The sequence below is a fragment of the Sinobacterium norvegicum genome, from assembly GCF_923077115.1.
Taxonomy (GTDB): Bacteria; Pseudomonadota; Gammaproteobacteria; order Pseudomonadales; family Sinobacteriaceae; genus Sinobacterium; species Sinobacterium norvegicum.
In genome coordinates, this window is record NZ_CAKLPX010000003.1 from 430,655 (window position 1) to 449,097 (window position 18,443).

Sequence of the window (18,443 nt, forward strand, 5' to 3'; positions counted from 1 at the left end):
GGAACTTCGCACTCGCTCCGTGATTCCACTGCCTGCTCAGTAAAAGATATTCGCGATCAGTGAAGTCACTGCGCTGTAGTCTTTGACTCAACGCGCAGTGAGATCCTGTTGTCGCGGGTACTTATATCCCCAATCGATCCCGCAGGCTGTAATAGGTGGCCGCTGCTGCCGTCAGCGGTGTGCGTAATAGACGGCCGCCGGGGAACGGATAGTGGGGCAGATTGGCAAAGGCATCGAAGCGCTTGGCATCGCCGCTCAGCGCCTCGGCAATCAGTTTGCCGGCGAGGTGGGTGGTGGTGACGCCGTGGCCGCTGTAGCCCTGGCAGTAATAAATGTTGTTATTCAGCCGGCCTAACTGGGGCAGACGTGACAGGGTTAATAGGAAGTCGCCGCCCCAGCTGTAATCAATTTTAATATCACCGAGTTGCGGGAAGGTTTTCTTCAACTTAGGCAAAATCTTGCGCTGAATATCAGACGGGTCGCCACCGCCATAGTTAACCCCGCCGCCGTAAATTAACCGGTTATCGGCGCTGAGACGAAAGTAATCGAGTAGGTAATCGCCATCTTCGACACAATAATCGCTGGGGATTAAGGCCTTGGCCTGTTCATCCGTGAGCGGTTCGGTGGCGACGATTTGGGTGCCACAGGGCATGGTTTTGCTGGCGAGTTCGGGGATCAAACCGCCGAGATAAGCGTTGCCGGCGACCACGGCATATTTACTGTTTACCTCGCCATGGGCAGTTTTAATTTGCAGTGGTGAGCGCACCACGTCGATGACCTCACTCTGCTCGAAGATTTGACCGCCAAGGGCGACGAAGGCTTCAGCTTCACCGAGGGCAAGGTTGAGGGGGTGGATATGGCCACCGCTCATATCGAGTAGACCGCCGCAGTATCGGTCGGTGTTGACAATATTACCAACTTCTTCGGCGCTGACCATCGACAGTTGCTGATGGCCGATGCCTTCCCACAGCGCTTTAGTCTGCTCAAAGCCCTGTAGTTGTTTGGTGGTATTGGCGGCAAAGAAGCTGCCGTCTTTGAGGTCACAATCTATAGTATATTGCTTGATACGTTGGCGAATAATGGCATTGCCTTCGAAGGCCATACTGCCCAGCATATCCCCGGCCTCGCTGCCGAAGCGGCTACGGATATGGTCGATATCACGGCTGTAGCTGTTGATCAGCTGACCGCCGTTGCGACCACTGGCCCCCCAGCCAATTCGACCGGCCTCCAGTAACACCACATTAAACCCTTGCTCCTGTAAATGCAGGGCAGAGGAAAGTCCACTGTAGCCACCACCGATGACGCAGACGTCGGCATCAATACTGCCATCCAGTTGAGGATAAGGCGTTTTATTATTGGCCGAGTCAGCGTAGTAAGAACCGGTGTGTTGAATTGTTGACATAAGAAGTAATCCCCAGTGAGTCTAGGGATTAATTTAAGCCGATAGCGGCTGCGGGACAATAACCCTGCGGTGGTAGCTTCTTTGATATTTGTTACACTCCAGCTTGCCTGAATATATTGGCCACCGATGTAGGTTTCTGGATAAAGCTGTAGGCACTGCGGGTAGACGCTATAGCCCCCGTGTTGGCAGCTCATCGATTGTGGTGGGTAAACAGAGAAAATAATGGAGAGTACAGTGGAAAATTTTAATATGGATTTCACATCCAAGGTGGTGATTAACAGTGCCGAGCAACCCTGGCTTGAAAGCCCGATGGCCGGTGTTGAACGCAAGCCACTGGCGCGAGAAAACCGTGAGAGCGGCCACGCCACCAGTATTGTTCGTTATCAGACCGGGGCTAATTTTAGCGCCCACCAGCATCCCCTGGGCGAGGAGATTTTCGTCTTAGAGGGCGTGTTTTCTGATGAGCACGGCGACTATCCCGCCGGCAGCTACATTCGCAATCCACCGGGTAGCAGTCACAGCCCTTTCAGCAAAGAAGGCTGCGTATTATTTGTAAAACTCAATCAATTTGACCGCCGTGACGGCGAAGAGGTTCGGGTCAATACTCTTGAGGCCGCTTGGCGGCCGGGGATCGGCGGCCTGCAGGTGATGCCGCTGCATGATTTTGAAGGTCAGCATACCGCCCTGGTGAAGTGGCCGGCCAACGAGGTATTTCAGCCCCATCAACACTTTGGTGGTGAGGAGATTCTGGTGCTATCGGGGCAGTTTGAGGACCAATACGGACAATATCCTGTCGGCAGCTGGATACGGAGCCCGCACCAGAGCAGTCACCACCCCTTTGTCGTCGAAGAAACAGTCATATTGGTGAAAGTCGGTCATTTAATGCCGGCACCGTAGCGGTGGGGAAGTGGGCCCGGTGACCGAGGCCATACTGTGCGGTGATTTTTGGTGTTTACAGGGCGATATTATAGGCCTTGGTATAGCGCTCAAAGCGATCGAGCACGGTGGCTTCATCGAGGCCAAACTGGGCCAGATGATAATCGTGGCTGCCGTGCTTGCCCTGGGGGTGGTCGGCGATGTACTGCTTGATCGGCTGCTGTACATCCTTGCCGTAAGGCAGCTCGAAGTGATGATAAATACTGTCGATGACCGATTGGTTATCGTTAACAAAATCACGGTATTGAATATCGAGAATACGCTTGTCACTGATGTTTTTGCGTTGCTCGATGCTGCCGTTGACCTGATCGACCAGATAATCCAACACCCCTTTACCCAGGGCGTTAAGATCGGCATTTTCACTGTCGGGCATTAAATAGGCCATCATACTGCAATAGGAGCCAACCACTTCACGGGGGTCGCGATGGGTAATAATAATCGAGCAATCGGGGTGTTGCTTGACCATCAAATCCAGTGACCACAGATGATACGGTGATTTTAATAACCAACGATCAGTCTGCTGTCGTGACTGCAGCATGCGCAATAACTCGCCGTGGTATTGGTATTGTTTGGTCCGATCGACGGTTTTGAAAAAACTGGCATAGGGCTCTAAAAAGGCCTCGATGCCGAATTGCACATCTTCAAAAGTATGATTGAATAAATGAATACACTCCTCGGGGGTATCCGCCGAGGTGTGGTGTATTTTACTGAGGTCGCTGGCTTTTTCAAAAGCCGCTTTGACAATGGAGTAACGCGGATCGGTTTCGCCCTCAGCCAAGTTAGGGTAGGGCGACGGGTTGTAACCCTCCCAGAGCTTAAGCGGTCTGGCAGCGGGGTCGCTGGCTAAAATATTGAGCAGAGCCGAGGTGCCGGTGCGGGGCATCCCAGTTAGAAACATCGGTTTTGAAATCTTTAAATCCCGGATCTCAGGCTGTTTTTTAAAACTGTCTTCGATGCGCAAGCGCTCGGCTAACAGGTTAACGATTCTACCGCGGCTGGCTAACCTTCCTGCATCGCTGAGGCCGTTTTGGTCGTAGGTCTGCATTAAAACGGTGAGGCCTGTTAAGAAACCTTGGTCGCCAAAATCATTCAACCCGGTCTTGTCTTTGGCTTCTTCTAACACGCTGTTGACGGATAAATCCACTGACATTATGTTAACTCCGCAAGCTTAACGAGTTGAGCCTTTGGTGTCGGGTGCTGTTCGGCACCGACCCAGCGTACACACATGGTGCCCTGATTATGGCCACAGGTATTGAGCCAGTTTTTGCAGCCAGGGTCTGTTGGTGAGATGACCACGGTAACCGTACCATCATCGTTATAGCTGGCGGTATGATGATTAAAGTGGACGGGGTAAAAGCGGTAGTCGAGGCTCTCTAGCCAGTAGTTGGCCAGTTGAATATTCCAGTAATCACACTCGGGTGGCGTCAGCGTGATCACCAAGGCCTCGTCGTCGGCTATATCAAAATAGCTGTGATAATAGGCTATTTTGGGGTCGCCACCGGCGGCCAGGGCGACAGCGGGATCGAAGCGAGGCAATTCGTTAGTATGCGATTTGAATTTTTCAGACCAACTGGCAAAGAGTGCCGAGGTGCCGTGGGCAAAAAAGGCGGCGCTTTGCAGTGCGTTGTCAACGCGGAGAGGGTCGAAGGGGCGAGGTTCAGCCGGGCCGTCGATACGCTCGATGGTGACGGTGGCCGGTATTTCAGTTGTTCGGTCGGCATGGGATTGGCGCAACTGAATCATATTGGTGTCGGCCGTCATTGGCAGCCAGTTGCCTTTGTGCGGTGTGGCCGATGCAATCACCTCGAAACCGCCATCTTCATCGAGTTCAATATTGGAAATATCGAGGGATCCGGTGGTCTCTAAGGTGCCGGTTTTACCGTAACCGCCGGCCTGCGAACCAAAGCCACAGAAGTGAACGGTGCCACGTTTGCCGGTAATTTTATAGCTGTATTCACCACTGATAGAGGTGGACAAATAGACGTTGTCGGGATTGTCCATGCCCATTTTAATGGTGTGTCCTACCGGTTGTCTAAACTCTGGCGTAGTGGGGCCGGTGGCTTCTAAAAAGGAGGCAAGACCAGCCCGTGTCAGGCGCGCCATATAGCGCCAGCCTTCTGCACGAGCCAGTAAATCATCGGGGGCAGTATCGGCCATAACGACGTCGCGACCTGCTTTTTTGAGTGCATCACAAAAATCATCCCAGCTTTGACCGGATAAAATACGTTGTTCGCTGGATGCTTTGTCAGACATGTTGATTACTCTCATCATTATAATTATTGAGTAAACTATTACACGCAGCTGGGCACCACACAATAGTTCGATTGGGTGAGGTGGTGACAGGGGGCAGGGTTACCAATAGCCTTGCGGCCATCGATAACTCAGTCCCAATTAGAAGTATTAGAGTTGATAGCTTGATTGAGGAAAACACGTTGGTTGACGCGCTGACCTAGGCCTCGGGCTGTGGCAGTCAGCGGCAGAAATTATTCTGCTTTGGTCTGTTAAGTGTTATGTCTTCTTGGGGCTGCGTTTACCGCGGTTGGCTTTTTCTAAGCGGGCGGCCTTAACATCGGCCTTGCGTTGTATTTCGGCCTCGACGGCGACAATTTCACCGGCGATCTGCTCTGGCCTCTCTACCGTGATTCTACCCAGTGTGGCGCTGCGCAGTTCGTGCAGTACAACCTCTGATGCCTTGTGCAGATTAATTCGGCCACCGGCTTGTTTGGCGCCGCGTTTGGCACCTATCGCCTCTAACAGTTCAATGTCGCTGCGCGGGGTATCGTCGAGTTTGTACCGCTCGACCATTTCCTCGGGGTAGTTTTTTAATAAATATTCACAGGCGTAGAGGGCCACGTCTTCATATTCGATGGCGGTGTCTTTGATGGCGCCGGTCATCGCTAGGCGGTAGCCGCTGTTGGGGTTTTCAATTTTTGGCCACAGTATGCCGGGGGTGTCATACAGCACCACGCCGTCACGTAAATTAATACGTTGCTGGGCCTTGGTAACCGCAGGTTCGTTGCCTGTTTTGGCAATGGTGCGCTCGGCAAGAATATTGATCAACGTCGATTTACCGACATTGGGGATGCCGGCAATCATGGTGTTGATGGGCTTGGTGGCGGTATGCCCCTTATTGGGAATCATCTCACGGACAATCTTGGGGATCTCTTTGCAGGCGGCGATGTCCTTGGTGGTTATTGCCAGGGTGCGTATGCCCTGTTGTTGCTCGAGGTAGTGACGCCATTTCTCGGTCACCTCGGGGTCGGCTAAATCAGCCTTATTTAAGACTTTAATCACCGGTTTGTCGCCGCGGATCTCGGCGATCAACGGGTTTTCGCTGCTGTAGGGTAGGCGGGCATCGAGTACCTCGATAATAATATCGACCATCGGCATGATCTCGCGGATCTGCTTTTGTGCCTTGTGCATGTGGCCGGGAAACCAGTGAATAGCCATAATTTTCTCAACAGTGAAATAGTGGGGGTATTTTAGCGGCTAAACAGCGGCGCGGCCACTGTTTAGCCCGCGATAGATGACTCGTCGAGTTTGCCAGAAAAGTCAGAGAGGAGCAGCTCGAAGTGCTGTTGTTGCACGGGCTCGAAATTACGAATAAAGCGGGCGAGATCTTTTTTCAGGGCTTTTTTCAAACTTTTGTCATCATTGTGCAGCGTCATGGCATCGAGGTCGATCACATTAAGGCCTTCGGCAGTGACGATTAAATTGGTGCCCTTGAAGTCGCCGTGACTAACTCGGCTGCTGAGCATGGCCTCGAATAACGCGATAACTTGCTGGTCGAGTACTGTTTTATCGACTGGACATGCTTCGCCATCATTGTAGACCTGCCACAAATCCTTGCCGTCGACGGCGCGACAAATTAGATAGGCTTGCCGGCGAATAACACCGATGCGTTGTTCTTTTATGGCGACTGGCAGTGGCGTTGTTAAGCCTTCAAAGATCAATTTATAGCCGCTGCGCCAAGAGGACCAGGCTCGGGTCACCCGCAGTGCACGCTTAATGCCATGAACAAAGCCCTTAATGTTATAGCGTTTGATGACATAGGCTTGGTTGTCGATGCTGATCAAGCTAACGGTGGCGCTGTTGCCCTGTTTGAGATAATGACCATCGGCAATGGCTAAGTCGGGGTTGTCGAGTAAGGCCATCATCGCCGGTGAGTGGCAGTCCCGTCTGATCACGGTGCGCTCACTGAAAGACTGAAGGGCGATAAACTCACTGCAATCACGGGCTATTTTCTTTTCAAAATGCAGCCAACGTTTTTCTCTCAGCGAGCTCACTTGTGCGGTTAGGTCGGGGATGTTGATAGCCTTGGCGTAATCTTGATCGCTGGCGTTCAGTATGTATTGATTCACGATTTGAGGGTAAAAGCGGGCGTAATAACTCGGCAGTTGAGCCAGTAAAAAGGCAAGATTGTGTTGGGCCAGTGCTGGTTTTAACGGCTTGTCACCCTGCTTGATGCTGGCGTAGTCAATTAAAATAAGCTGATTCTGATGGAGTAAGAAATTGTCCAGATGAATATCAGCCTGTATCAGGCCAGCTCGGTGCATCTGCGCCAGGGTAGGCAGTGCCCGAAGTAATAAATCGATCTGTTGCTGTTTGCCACCCTGTTGCTGCCAGTGGTGGGCCAAAGATTGACCGTCAATACACTGAAATAAAATATACTGTAGGTCATCCTGAGCATGGTGGGCAATAATATCGGCAGTGGGCAGCTCAGCCTGCTGCAGCAGCTGCCAGCCGTCAATTTCGCGCTGATAATCTTTGGCGCGAAAAAACAATTTCAAAATAGCCTGCTCATCCCCGTTTTGTAATTTCAACACCAGCCGTTTTTGTGGCAGTAGCCGCAGAATTTGTTGGCACTGCCAAGCGTTCAAAGCCGGTGCAATATCGAGGGTAAAAGGGGCCGTTAGTTGACGACCAGCCTCAGTAAGATCACAGGCGGTGTAGCAGGGCAGAGATGTGGTGGCAGGCATAGGTTTTGATTTTTACAGTGATAAAGCTCAATTGTAGCCTGAGGCTGGGTTGAGTAACACCAAAGTACGGACTCATTTGTTAAGAAAATCATAAAATTTGTTGAGTAAATAATGAATGTTGTTGAATTATATTGACGCTGGCCGAAAACCTGACCTAATTGCGCAAATGCCCTCGCACCAGCAAGTGAAATCGTTACAATAACCGCTTTTCACAGCTGTTACTTAATTATGCCACAGTGCCTACATCAGCTCATTCGCCAGCACCTCGAACCGGTCACTGACGCGGTTTCATTAACCCTTCGGGCGGCGGACAGGCCGGCGCTGTTGATCAAGGATCGGGTGATCACATACCGGCAATTGAACCGGCAGTTATTGTCTGTCGCCGCTGCTTGGCAACATCAGGGTATAGAGGTTGGTGAGCGGGTGGGTATCTATTTGCCCAAGGTGGCCGAGGCGGTGATCAGCTGTTTCGCCGCCAGCGCGGCGGGCTTGAGCTTTGTCCCCGTCAACCCTATTTTAAAGCCGCCCCAGGTCGAGCACATTATCAACGATTGCACCATGTCGGTCTTGGTGACTCAGCGAGCGAGACTGAAAACCCTGTTACCTCGATTAGGGGGGTGCCCCTCGCTGCGCACGATTGTACTGATTGATGGCTGGACAGAAGAAGATCGTCAGGCAGTGCCCTCGTCGGTCAATCTTTTTGCCTTTAGCGAATTAATCGACAGTCAGCAACAGCCAGAGCATTGTGGTAACGACCAACAGGTGGCGGCCATATTGTATACCTCCGGCAGCACCGGCAGCCCCAAAGGCGTGGTGCTGAGCCAGCGCAATATGATGATAGGTGCCGCCTCGGTGGCGCAGTATCTGGCCAACGATAGCAATGACTGCTTGCTGGCGCTGTTGCCGCTGAGTTTTGATTATGGATTCAGCCAGTTAACCACGGCTTTTGCCGTCGGTGCCAGCGTGGTCTTGCTGGAATATTTGATGCCCCGGGATGTGATTAAGGCGACGGCAAAATACCCGGTGACAGGCATTGCAGCAGTGCCGCCACTGTGGCGGCAACTGGCGGAGTTAGACTGGCCCGAACAGCATCGTCTGCGCTATTGGACTAATTCCGGTGGTCATCTGCCGCCGACGGTATTGAGTAAATTGCAGCAGCGGTTACCAACGGTGCAGCCGGTGTTGATGTATGGCTTGACCGAGGCCTTTCGCTCAACCTATTTACCGTCAGCGATGTTGGCGCAGAAGCCCTCATCGATGGGTATTGCCATTCCCCACAGTGAGCTCTTGATTATTAATGGTCAGGGGCAGCCATGCCCCCCCGGTGTTACCGGTGAGTTGGTACACCGAGGTCCGCTGGTTGCACAAGGTTATTGGCAAGATTGTGCACGTACGGCACAGCGTTTTAAACCGCTGCCGAGTTGGGTCGATAATTATTGCCCGGATGAACTCGCAGTGTGGTCGGGGGATCAGGCTTATTGTGATGATGATGGCTGCTTTTATTTTGTCGGCCGCAACGATGAGATGATTAAAACCTCCGGATACCGAGTCAGCCCAGGAGAGATCGAGCACGTGTTGCAGGCCTGCCCTTTGATTGAGGAGGTGATCGCCTTCGGCGTCAGCGATGAACAGTTGGGGCAGAAAATTATTATCGTGGCCAGCCACAGCGCTGAGAGTGACAACGTTGCGCGTCAGGCGATAGCCTTATTTTGCCGTCAGAAGATGCCGGCTTATATGCTGCCTGCGGATATTGTATTGAGCGCCGCGTTGGCGCGAAACCCCAATGGTAAGATCGATCGAAGTGGTATTGCCAAAGGTTATTCAGCGGCGCAGGCCGAGTTAGGTAAGTAGAATGAAAGCGAAAAAACACAGCCGTTTAGAGCGGCTCAATACGACCAATAATCAATTGATAATAGCCGGTTATCGTGCTGATCAGATTATCGCCATTGCCGGCTCCAGTCCCTGTTATATCTACGCCCGGGATGAGATTGTCGAGCGTGTAACGACGCTGCGCCAACAATTACCTCCTGCTATCAAACTGCATTATGCCATTAAAGCCAACCCGATGCCGGCGGTGGTGCAGTGCTTGGCTGGGCTGGTCGATGGCTTAGATGTGGCCTCCCACGGTGAGTTAACATTGGCGCTGGCAACCTCGGTAAGACCGGATAACATCAGTTTTGCTGGACCGGGTAAAAAGTCTGCGGAGTTAATGGCCGCAGTGGTCAGCGGCGTGGTTATCAATGTCGAGTCGCCGCTGGAACTTGCCCGTATTAACGACATCGCCAGCGGGCTTAATCAGCGGGCCAAGGTGGCGCTGCGGGTCAACCCTGACTTTGAATTAAAAACTGCCGGCATGAAAATGGGCGGCGGTCCGAAGCAGTTCGGTATCGATGCGGAGCAGATTCCGGCAATCTTTGCCGACTGGCCTGGCGCTGTCGATTTTGTCGGCCTGCATATTTTTTCCGGCTCGCAAAATCTTAAGCCAGAGGCGTTAATCGAGGCCCATGATAAGACCTTCGAATTGGCCGCGCGGTTGTCTGCAGCGGCGCCGACGCCGCCGCTGCATATCAATATTGGTGGCGGTTTGGGTATTCCCTATTTCCCCGGTGAGCCAACACTTGAAACAACACAGATTATGGCGAATTTACAGCGCTTACTTGACGAGTTACCGCCGGCAATAGCGGACAGCGAATGTGTTATGGAGCTGGGGCGGTATTTGGTCGGTGAGGCGGGGTATTATCTCTGTACAGTGACAGATATTAAGCAGTCGCGCGGGCAGACCTATGTTGTGACTGACGGTGGTTTGCACCATCATTTGTCCAACTCAGGTAATTTTGGTCAGGTGCTACGCAAAAACTATCCAGTGGTTGCCTGCGGCTGCGTCGAATCATCTGCGGCGACGGAGCCGGTTGAACTTGTCGGGCCGTTGTGTACACCGCTGGATATTGTCGGCGCCAAGATGACGTTGGGGCCATTGGAGGTTGGCGACCATGTCGCTGTGCTGCAGTCCGGTGCCTATGGCGCCTCGGCCAGCCCTCAGGGTTTTTTAGGTCACCCCAGTGTTGTCGAGCTGCTGCTGTAATCTTAATGCAGGGCTTATCGCTTGCCGAAGCCCTGCAGTGATTGTTTTTAGGCGGCTAGTTGGTTGATCAGATCCAATAAGCTGGCAAAGCTCACAAAAGCCTCGGTATCCAGTTCATCATCGGCAATAGAGATGTTAAGTTGTTGTTCCAGTGCGGTAATGAGCGAAACAACAGCCATTGAGTCAAACTCGGCAATGGCGCCGAGTAGCTCGGTATCGCTGTCAAAATCGACGGTATCAATCTGTAAGACGTCGGCCAGTAAGTGTTTTAATTGTTCGGCGGTATACATAACATCCTCAGCGGCGAATGATTTCATAGCAGTGTTTAATTATTGGCTTACAAAACGATGAGTTACGGTTGAGGTTCGCTTTCCAAGCCGACGCAAGGGTACGGATTTCGCCTGTTAGGCGCAAGTCCTCGCGGGGTGAAGTTTGATTTATCCCGCAGTCAGGGCATAAGCTATTGGTATGCAGGGACAATTAGGGTAAGCCCAGGCAGGGGCATGGTGACAACACAAAGGTGGAAAAATGTTTAAAAAAATAACAGTAACAGTGATGTTCTTGGCGCTATCCGCGCCCTTAATGGCGGAGCAAATCTACAAGACAGTCAATCCCGACGGCAGTATCGGTTACAGCGATACCAAGCCAACAACAGGTGAGACCGAGACTATTCCAATGCCCAAGCCTGCCAATATTCAGCCGATGGATGAGAAGGCAAAGGAGCAGATGTTGAGTTATCAGTCTGATCGTGAAGCCAGCGAGAAGCAGCGAGATGAGCTGCAAAAGAATGTTAAAGAGGCTGAAAAAGAGCTGAAAAATGCACGTCAAGCCTTACTGGAGGGCTCGCAGGTGGGGGTGGGTGATCGGCAAAACACTAAAAGTGGCAGCAAGCTTAGTCAGGGATATTTTGACCGTGTGAGTAAACTTGAAAGCGACGTGAAAAAAGCACAAAAGAATGTTTCCGAGGCGAAGAAAACACTGGCCAACCCGCCGAAACCCAAGTCGGTCGGGGAGTAAGCATCGGTAGCCGGTGATGAATACACGTCGCACTGGCCTGCTCCGGTTGGCGGTATTACTGCTGACCCTGGTAGCGGGCTTTATCGCCGGGCTTGGTTTTCAGCACCAGCCGATGGACGCTGTGAGCGGTGGGCACTATAGCGGTGATCGAGCTGGAGGCCTGTACCACGGCCGGGGCGTCTATGTCAGCGACGATGGTCAGAGCTATACCGGCGAGTTTAGTGAGGGCTATTTTCATGGCAGCGGTGAGCTGCGCCGTGGGGACGGCTATCACTACAGTGGCGGTTTTCACTATGGTATGGCCGAGGGTGAGGGCAGGGAGCAACTGGCCAACGGCGATGTGTATATCGGCGAGTTTGCCAACGATCAACGTGATGGTATCGGGCAGGTGATATTGGCCAAGGCCGTCGATGGGGTTAAGCAATACAATGGTCGTTGGCAAAGAGGACGTTTGATTGAGAGCGATCAGCCGCAGTTTCAAGATCAGCAGCCGATAAAAACCGAGTATGCCCTGTATCACCAGGCCGATGTGTTGCAGCGGCAACTCGCCGCGATAAAGGCGGGTGAAAACGACAGGATTGAACTGTACTTCATCGGTTTTGCCGGTGTCGGCGCTGAGCGAGTATTCGGCCGTGAAACCGCTTATGCACAGGCGTTGTTCGAACGACAATTCGACACCCAAAACCGTTCTATTGCCTTGATTAATAGTAAGGCAAACGGCGACGATGTGATTCTGGCCAGCTCAACGAGTTTGCAGCGCAGCCTCGATGCGGTCGCCAGGGCAATGAACAGCGAGGACATTCTGTTTTTAATGATCACCTCGCACGGCTCCAAGTCTCACCACCTCTCTGTGCAACAGCCCGGGATAGACTTGGTCGATATCAGTGATCAACAGTTGGCCTCGATGATCGAGCAATCATCGATAAAATATAAGGTGATTATGGTGTCGGCCTGCTATTCCGGCGGGTTTATTGAGGCTTTGCAGTCACCCAATACCTTGGTAATGACCTCGTCGAACAGCCATCGAAGCTCATTTGGCTGTACCGATGATGCCGATTTTACCTATTTTGGTCGGGCTTATTTTCAAAAAGCTATGACTGAATTCGGCGAGCACAGTTTTGAATCTGCATTTTATCTCGCTAAACAGTGGGTTGGACAATGGGAGAGGGAGCAAGATTATCAGCCCTCACAGCCGCAGATTGCCGTCGGCACGGCGGTGGCTGCGCAGTTGCAGCGGTGGCGCAGTCAGAGGGGGTTGGTAGATCGGCAGCAATCTGAGCATGCTGTTATTACAGAGCGGGTTAGTGACGATTATTAAATGAAGAATTGCTCACCTGTTTAACGCAGAGTTTTGCCCCAACTATGTTAGTATCGAGATATCGCTTATCAAGATAAGCATTGATAATAACAGTATGCCGCTAGTAGCTACCGGCCATCATCAGACAATACCTTAGGAGCCCGCTATGTGGAGCAAACCAGAATTTAAAGAAATCCGTCTCGGTTTCGAAATTACACTTTACCGTTATACTCGTTAATTCGCGTTCGACAGAGTAAATGATCATTAGCCGGTATTGATTCGTCATATCGGCTTTTTGCTGTTCAGTGGTAACAAAGTAGTGAATCTATGTTTATTCGAGTTTTAGGCGCTGCCGCCGGTGGTGGCTTCCCCCAGTGGAACTGTAACTGTGCCAACTGTAAGGGGTTGCGAGACGGCACTATCAATGCCGTTAAACGCACACAGTCATCGATCGCGGTCAGTTCAGATGGCGAACACTGGGTGTTGTTTAATACCTCCCCCGATATCCTCAGCCAGCTAGCGGGCTTCGATAAGCTACAACCCGCTCGCCGTATCCGCGATACGGGCATCACGGCCATTGTCTTGATGGACAGCCAAATCGACCATACCACCGGTCTATTGATGCTTCGCGAGGGCTGCCCGCTACCTGTTTACTGCAGCGATATGGTGTTTGAAGACCTCTCTACGGGTTTTCCTGTGTTTGAAATGCTCAAGCATTGGAATGGTGGTAACCATCGCAAAAGCCTGCCGATTGATGGCAGCGAATTCGACATCGATGGTATAGAACATCTGCGCTTTAGCACGATTGCCGTCGATGGTAAGGCGCCGCCTTATTCGCCGCACCGTCACGACCCTCACCCCGGTGATAATGTCGGTATGATGATTACTGACACCCGAACCAATAAATCGGTTTTTTATGCCCCAGGTTTGGCGGAGATGAGCAAACCGGTAGTGGCGGCCTTTGAACGTGCCGACTGTCTACTTGTTGATGGTACTTTTTGGCGCGGTGATGAGATGAGTTTTGCTGGTGTCGGCAGCAAGCATGCGCTGGATATGGGCCATATGCCGCAGTCGGGTGATGGTGGCATGATAGAGGTGTTGCGGGATTACCCCGAGGCGCAGAAAATACTCATACATATCAACAATACCAATCCGATACTGATCGAAGACTCACCCGAGCGGGCTATTCTCGATAGTGAGGGTATCTCTGTCGCCTTCGACGGCATGGATATCGTGGTTTAAGTTATTCAGTGGAGCTTACCGTGTCTGTTTTAGTACTCAATCCACAATACCGCTTACAGTTTGAAGTTGCCCAGGACACTCACGTGTTGCTGTTTCCCGAGGGCATGGTGCAATTGAACGAGGCGGCATCGACTATTTTACTCGCCCTCGGGGAGGGTAAAACTGAGGAGCAACTGATTGCCGAGTTGCAACAGCGTTTCCCTGAGGCGGAAAGCTTGGCGGCCGATGTCACCGAATTTGTTCAGGTGGCAATCGACAAGGCCTGGGTTGTGGCGTCATGAAACCGTCGACGCCAATCCCTCTGTGGTTACTGGCCGAGGTAACCTATGCCTGCCCATTGCAGTGTGCGTATTGCTCCAACCCCGTCGATTATCCACGCTACAGCAAAAACGAACTCAGCACCGCCGAGTGGGTCGATGTGTTTACCCAGGGCAGGGCGCTGGGTGCGTTACAGCTGGGGTTGTCCGGTGGCGAGCCGTTGGTGCGTCCGGATCTAGAGGAGCTTATTGCAGAGGCTCGGGGCATGGGGTATTACACCAATTTGATTACCTCGACGGTCGGCATGGATGAGTCTCGGCTGAAACGTTTACGCGCTGCCGGAATCGACCATATCCAGGTCAGTTTTCAGGGGGCCAATGCTGTTGCCAACGATCGTTTTGCCGGCACCGAAAGCTTCGAGCACAAAATAGCCATGGCGAGGGCGATCAAAGAGTCCGGTCTGCCGATGGTGTTAAACTTTGTACTTCATCGGGAAAATATCGACCAGCTGCCGGCGATGTTATCCCTCGCCAACGAGCTAGAGGCCGACTTCGTTGAGCTGGCAAATTGCCAGTATTACGGTTGGGCATGGCAGAACCGCTCGGCGCTGATGCCGACGCAGCAGCAGTTAACGTGGGCGGAGAATTACACCAACGACTTCCGTGATCGGTTACAACGCAAAATGGACGTATTCTTTGTCGTCCCCGACTATTTTAACAACACGCCCAAGCCCTGCAGTAATGGTTGGGGCACGACGTTTATCAGTGTTACTCCCGATGGCACCGTGCTGCCGTGTCATGGGGCCGTGGTGCTGCCTGAGGCGGAGTTCCCGTCAATTAGGCGTAATGATTTAAAGGATATTTGGCACCAGTCTTCGTTGTTTAATCGCTACCGTGGCGACGACTGGATGAAGCAGCCCTGTGCCGGATGTGACAGCAAGGGCGAAGACTATGGCGGCTGCCGCTGTCAGGCCTACCTATTTACCGGTGATGCTGCCAACACCGACCCGGTCTGCTATCAATCCCCCCAGCGGGGCATGGTCGATGCAGCTATTGCCGAGGGCGGCGATAATACCGCCTGGCAGTATCGCAACCCGAAAAATAGCCGCGGCCTGATTCAGCCGATTATCGCCAGCACAACAAACAGTGAAAAAGGTATCTGAGATGGCCGAGCAACAAGCCTGGACACGAGAGCAATTCGCCGAGCAACTACTGGCGAAAGAGCAGTATTATCATATACATCACCCGTTCCATGTGCGGATGAACAGCGGCCAGTGCAGCAAGGAAGAAATACGCGGCTGGGTGGCCAATCGCTATTATTATCAGATTAAAATACCAATTAAAGATGCCAATATTTTGGCCAATACTCCGGATAAATCGGTGCGTCAGTTATGGCTGCAGCGGCTGCTCGATCACGATGGCTGCCCCGGTGATGAGGGTGGCATCGAGGCATGGATTCGCCTCGGTGAATCGGTCGGCTTAAGTCGCGCCGAAATAGTATCCGAGCAACATGTCTTGCCCGGTGTGCGTTTTGCCGTCGATGCCTATGTTAATTTTGCCCGTCGTGCCAGTTGGCAGGACGCGGTGTGCTCCTCGTTGACGGAATTGTTTGCGCCAACCATTCACCAGAAAAGGCTGAACAGTTGGCCGCAACATTATCCGTGGATCGATAGTGAGGGTTATGGCTATTTCCAGAAACGGCTGTCAGAGGCCCGGCGTGATGTTGAGCATGGTCTAGAGGTAACGCTTGATCATTTTACCGGTTACCAGCAACAGCAGGATGCACTGTCTATTTTGCAATTTAAACTCGATATTCTGTGGACTATGCTTGATGCGATGACGATGGCCTACGAGTATCAGCGTCCGCCCTACCACTGCTGTTAACTCGATGCTAAGCTAGCGCAATATAACAAAATAGTTATTTTGGAGTAATTGATGCGCTGGCTTATCAGCGGCTTTTTGATGGTGGCAAGCGTTGTTGCATTTGCCGCCGACGAAAATTCGCACACATCGAACAAATCGTTAGATAAAGAAACGATCAAGAAACCCACTGTTGGCTTGGTATTGAGTGGCGGTGGTGCCCGCGGTATTGCCCATGTCGGTGTCTTTAAAGCGCTGGAAGAGATGAATATTCAAGTCAGCGCTGTCGCCGGTACCAGTGCCGGTTCAATTATGGGGGCGCTTTATGCCTCCGGCCTCAGTGCCGATGAAATTGCCGAAGAAGTCAAACATATCGATTGGAAGGGGGGGTTCAGTGATGATGCTAACCGTCCCGACCTGCCGATGCGTCGCAAACAGGACGATTTCAAAAACCTGATTAAATACCGTGTCAGCATCAAGGATGGCGAAGTGCGTCTGCCCAAGGGGGTTGTTCAGGGCCAGCAGCTCAATTTAATTTTGAAAGACTTGTTCAAAGATGTTGAAGACGTCCGCAACTTCGATGACTTACCGATACCTTACCGTGCCGTCGCCGCCGATATTCTGACCGGCGAACCCTATGTCTTTAAAGGCGGCAGCTTGGCCACAGCAACCCGTGCCAGCATGTCAATCCCCGGCGTCTATTCACCGGTGGAGTACGATGGCCACCTTTTGGTCGATGGCGGCATTGCGGCTAACTTGCCGGTGGAAATTGTGCAGGCGATGGGGGTGGATCAGGTCATTGTGGTCGACATATCGACGCCGTTAAAGACAGATGATGAGCTCGATAGCTTTCTCGCTATGTCGGGTCAGGTACTCACCATACTGACGCAGCGAAATACCGCCGAGCAAATCGGTAAAATGAAAAAGGGTGATATTCTTATTCGCCCTGACTTAGACGAAATCACCACCTTCTCGTTCGACAAGACCGAGCTGGCCATTCAGCGAGGCTACGAGGCGACGATGGCCTTGCAGCAACAGCTGGCCGTGTTTGTCGATAATAGTACTGAGGCAATAGCCATCAGTCATTCACCCAACCCGATTATAAATTTTATCGAGGTGGAAAATAACTCCGGCATCAGCGACGAACTCGTGCTGGCGAGAGTCGAACAACAGCTGGGCAAGCCATTCGATCGCAAAATGGTTGTAGCCAATATTGCCGATATTTACAGCCTCGACTACTTCGAAATTGTCGATTACGATCTGATTACTCGCGATGGCAAGACCGGGTTGTTATTGACCACCAAGGAGCGCTCTTGGGGCTCGGATTACCTTCGAGTTGGTCTTATTTTTTCCGATGATTTCAATGGGCGAAGCAGCTTTAATATCGCCACCAGTTACCGCCAAAAAGGGGTAAATAAATTGGGGGCGGAGTGGTATGTCTTCGGTCAGCTAGGGGATACTACAATTATCAGCACCGATCTTTACCAGCCAATAGATTACAACACCAGCTACTATGTTCAGCCGTATTTCTCCTACCAAGGGCAGCATGTCTATGAACAGTTGATCGGCACATCGGGTAAGCTTGAACGGGACTGGTGGGTTGCCCGCACGACGGTGGGTTTCGATTTAGGCAAGAGCATGCTAAACGACATCGATATCCGTCTGGGGCTTTTCTACAGCGATGGCATCTATGAGCTAAAAGATGCTACTGAAGACCGCAGTGAATCATCGTTTGTCGATACCGGTTATAGAATGCTGGTCACCTATGACAGCATCGACAACGTCCACTTTCCCACACGCGGGTATTATATGAATCTCTCTGCTGCACAAACTGATGAGAATATGGGGGCCAGCTACGATCTCACGCATTATATTGCTCACTTTGCGGGGGTCTGGAGCCTGGGTAACCATACGTTGCTGACATCGGTGTCTGGTGAGGGTTTTCATAATGCACCGGCAGAGCCGCAGTATCGGGCCAGTCTGGGAGGGTTTCGCCGGTTATCAGGTTATTCTACCGGGGCATTATCGGGACAGTACTCGATGCTGGCGAAGTTGCAATACAGTTACCGGCTGACGGATAAAACCTTGCTGCCCTTTGATTTCCCCGCCTATTTAGGTGCTAGCTTAGAAGCGGGCAATGTCTGGGATGACGAGAGTGATATTGATCCTTCCGAGCTGATTAATGCGGGAAGTATTTACCTCGGTTTCGACAGTCCTATTGGCCCAATGTATCTGGGTTTCGGTCTTTCCGATGATAGGCAGCAGGCGGTGTATGTCAGTATCGGCGATACCTTTTAAACCCCCGTGTGATGCGCGTCACAAATTGGCTGATCGATGATTTTCCGATAGTATTTGAGCCTAATTTCGCTAG

General features: G+C 51.9%; 17 protein-coding genes. 11 read left to right on the forward strand and 6 right to left on the reverse strand.

Going from position 1 to position 18,443, the window contains the following annotated elements:
- Positions 1-121: 121 nt before the first annotated feature.
- Positions 122-1,402 carry an NAD(P)/FAD-dependent oxidoreductase gene (locus L9P87_RS13980; RefSeq protein ID WP_237445364.1) on the reverse strand — a complete coding sequence of 427 codons (1,281 nt, stop codon included), beginning with the start codon at positions 1,400-1,402 and terminating at the stop codon, positions 122-124.
- A 234-nt stretch (positions 1,403-1,636) separates the two neighbouring features.
- Here L9P87_RS13980 and L9P87_RS13985 point away from each other — a divergent pair, with 234 nt between their 5' ends.
- Complete coding sequence (locus L9P87_RS13985; RefSeq protein WP_237445365.1) at positions 1,637-2,299, forward strand: cupin domain-containing protein; 663 nt, start codon at positions 1,637-1,639, stop codon at positions 2,297-2,299.
- A 55-nt stretch (positions 2,300-2,354) separates the two neighbouring features.
- On the opposite strand, the gene L9P87_RS13990 is transcribed toward L9P87_RS13985, so the two are convergent.
- From L9P87_RS13990 to L9P87_RS14005, 4 genes are all read right to left on the reverse strand, one after another.
- Positions 2,355-3,488, reverse strand: a complete 1,134-nt coding sequence (locus L9P87_RS13990) for a sulfotransferase family protein (protein ID WP_237445366.1) — start codon at positions 3,486-3,488, stop codon at positions 2,355-2,357.
- Positions 3,488-4,591 carry a DUF1214 domain-containing protein gene (locus L9P87_RS13995; RefSeq protein WP_237445367.1) on the reverse strand — a complete coding sequence of 368 codons (1,104 nt, stop codon included), beginning with the start codon at positions 4,589-4,591 and terminating at the stop codon, positions 3,488-3,490. The genes L9P87_RS13990 and L9P87_RS13995 overlap by 1 nt, the downstream gene beginning before the upstream one ends.
- Positions 4,592-4,846: 255 nt before the next feature.
- On the reverse strand, positions 4,847-5,788 hold the full coding sequence (gene ylqF / locus L9P87_RS14000) for a ribosome biogenesis GTPase YlqF (protein ID WP_237445368.1): 942 nt from the start codon (positions 5,786-5,788) through the stop codon (positions 4,847-4,849).
- Positions 5,789-5,850: 62 nt separating this feature from the next.
- Positions 5,851-7,317, reverse strand: coding sequence for a lipopolysaccharide kinase InaA family protein (locus L9P87_RS14005; RefSeq protein ID WP_237445369.1), 1,467 nt, complete (start codon positions 7,315-7,317; stop codon positions 5,851-5,853).
- Positions 7,318-7,545: 228 nt separating this feature from the next.
- On the opposite strand from L9P87_RS14005, the gene L9P87_RS14010 reads away from it, so the two are divergent.
- On the forward strand, positions 7,546-9,168 hold the full coding sequence (locus L9P87_RS14010; protein ID WP_237445370.1) for an acyl-CoA ligase (AMP-forming), exosortase A system-associated: 1,623 nt from the start codon (positions 7,546-7,548) through the stop codon (positions 9,166-9,168).
- A gap of 1 nt (position 9,169) precedes the next feature.
- A complete protein-coding gene (locus tag L9P87_RS14015) occupies positions 9,170-10,399 on the forward strand; it encodes a pyridoxal-dependent decarboxylase, exosortase A system-associated (protein WP_237445371.1) in 1,230 nt (409 codons plus the stop codon).
- A gap of 47 nt (positions 10,400-10,446) precedes the next feature.
- Here L9P87_RS14015 and L9P87_RS14020 read toward each other — a convergent pair whose 3' ends face one another.
- Positions 10,447-10,716, reverse strand: coding sequence for an acyl carrier protein (locus L9P87_RS14020; RefSeq protein WP_237445372.1), 270 nt, complete (start codon positions 10,714-10,716; stop codon positions 10,447-10,449).
- Positions 10,717-10,927: 211 nt separating this feature from the next.
- On the opposite strand from L9P87_RS14020, the gene L9P87_RS14025 reads away from it, so the two are divergent.
- The 8 genes from L9P87_RS14025 to L9P87_RS14055 all read left to right on the forward strand — a co-directional run bounded on the left by L9P87_RS14025 (position 10,928) and on the right by L9P87_RS14055 (position 18,370).
- Entirely contained in the window at positions 10,928-11,416 is a 489-nt protein-coding gene (locus tag L9P87_RS14025; RefSeq protein ID WP_237445373.1) for a DUF4124 domain-containing protein, read from the forward strand.
- A 16-nt stretch (positions 11,417-11,432) separates the two neighbouring features.
- On the forward strand, positions 11,433-12,734 hold the full coding sequence (locus L9P87_RS14030) for a C13 family peptidase (RefSeq protein WP_237445374.1): 1,302 nt from the start codon (positions 11,433-11,435) through the stop codon (positions 12,732-12,734).
- A 145-nt stretch (positions 12,735-12,879) separates the two neighbouring features.
- Entirely contained in the window at positions 12,880-12,951 is a 72-nt protein-coding gene (gene pqqA / locus L9P87_RS17925; protein ID WP_354001903.1) for a pyrroloquinoline quinone precursor peptide PqqA, read from the forward strand.
- A gap of 89 nt (positions 12,952-13,040) precedes the next feature.
- Entirely contained in the window at positions 13,041-13,955 is a 915-nt protein-coding gene (gene pqqB, locus L9P87_RS14035) for a pyrroloquinoline quinone biosynthesis protein PqqB (RefSeq protein ID WP_237445375.1), read from the forward strand.
- 20 nt (positions 13,956-13,975) lie between these two features.
- Positions 13,976-14,236, forward strand: coding sequence for a pyrroloquinoline quinone biosynthesis peptide chaperone PqqD (gene pqqD, locus L9P87_RS14040; protein ID WP_237445376.1), 261 nt, complete (start codon positions 13,976-13,978; stop codon positions 14,234-14,236).
- The gene (pqqE, locus tag L9P87_RS14045) at positions 14,233-15,375 is read left to right on the forward strand and encodes a pyrroloquinoline quinone biosynthesis protein PqqE (RefSeq protein ID WP_237445377.1); all 1,143 of its coding nucleotides are present in this window, start codon (positions 14,233-14,235) and stop codon (positions 15,373-15,375) included. The genes pqqD and pqqE overlap by 4 nt, the downstream gene beginning before the upstream one ends.
- A gap of 1 nt (position 15,376) precedes the next feature.
- The gene (gene pqqC, locus L9P87_RS14050; protein ID WP_237445378.1) at positions 15,377-16,096 is read left to right on the forward strand and encodes a pyrroloquinoline-quinone synthase PqqC; all 720 of its coding nucleotides are present in this window, start codon (positions 15,377-15,379) and stop codon (positions 16,094-16,096) included.
- A gap of 51 nt (positions 16,097-16,147) precedes the next feature.
- Positions 16,148-18,370 carry a patatin-like phospholipase family protein gene (locus tag L9P87_RS14055; protein ID WP_237445379.1) on the forward strand — a complete coding sequence of 741 codons (2,223 nt, stop codon included), beginning with the start codon at positions 16,148-16,150 and terminating at the stop codon, positions 18,368-18,370.
- Positions 18,371-18,443 lie beyond the last annotated feature (73 nt).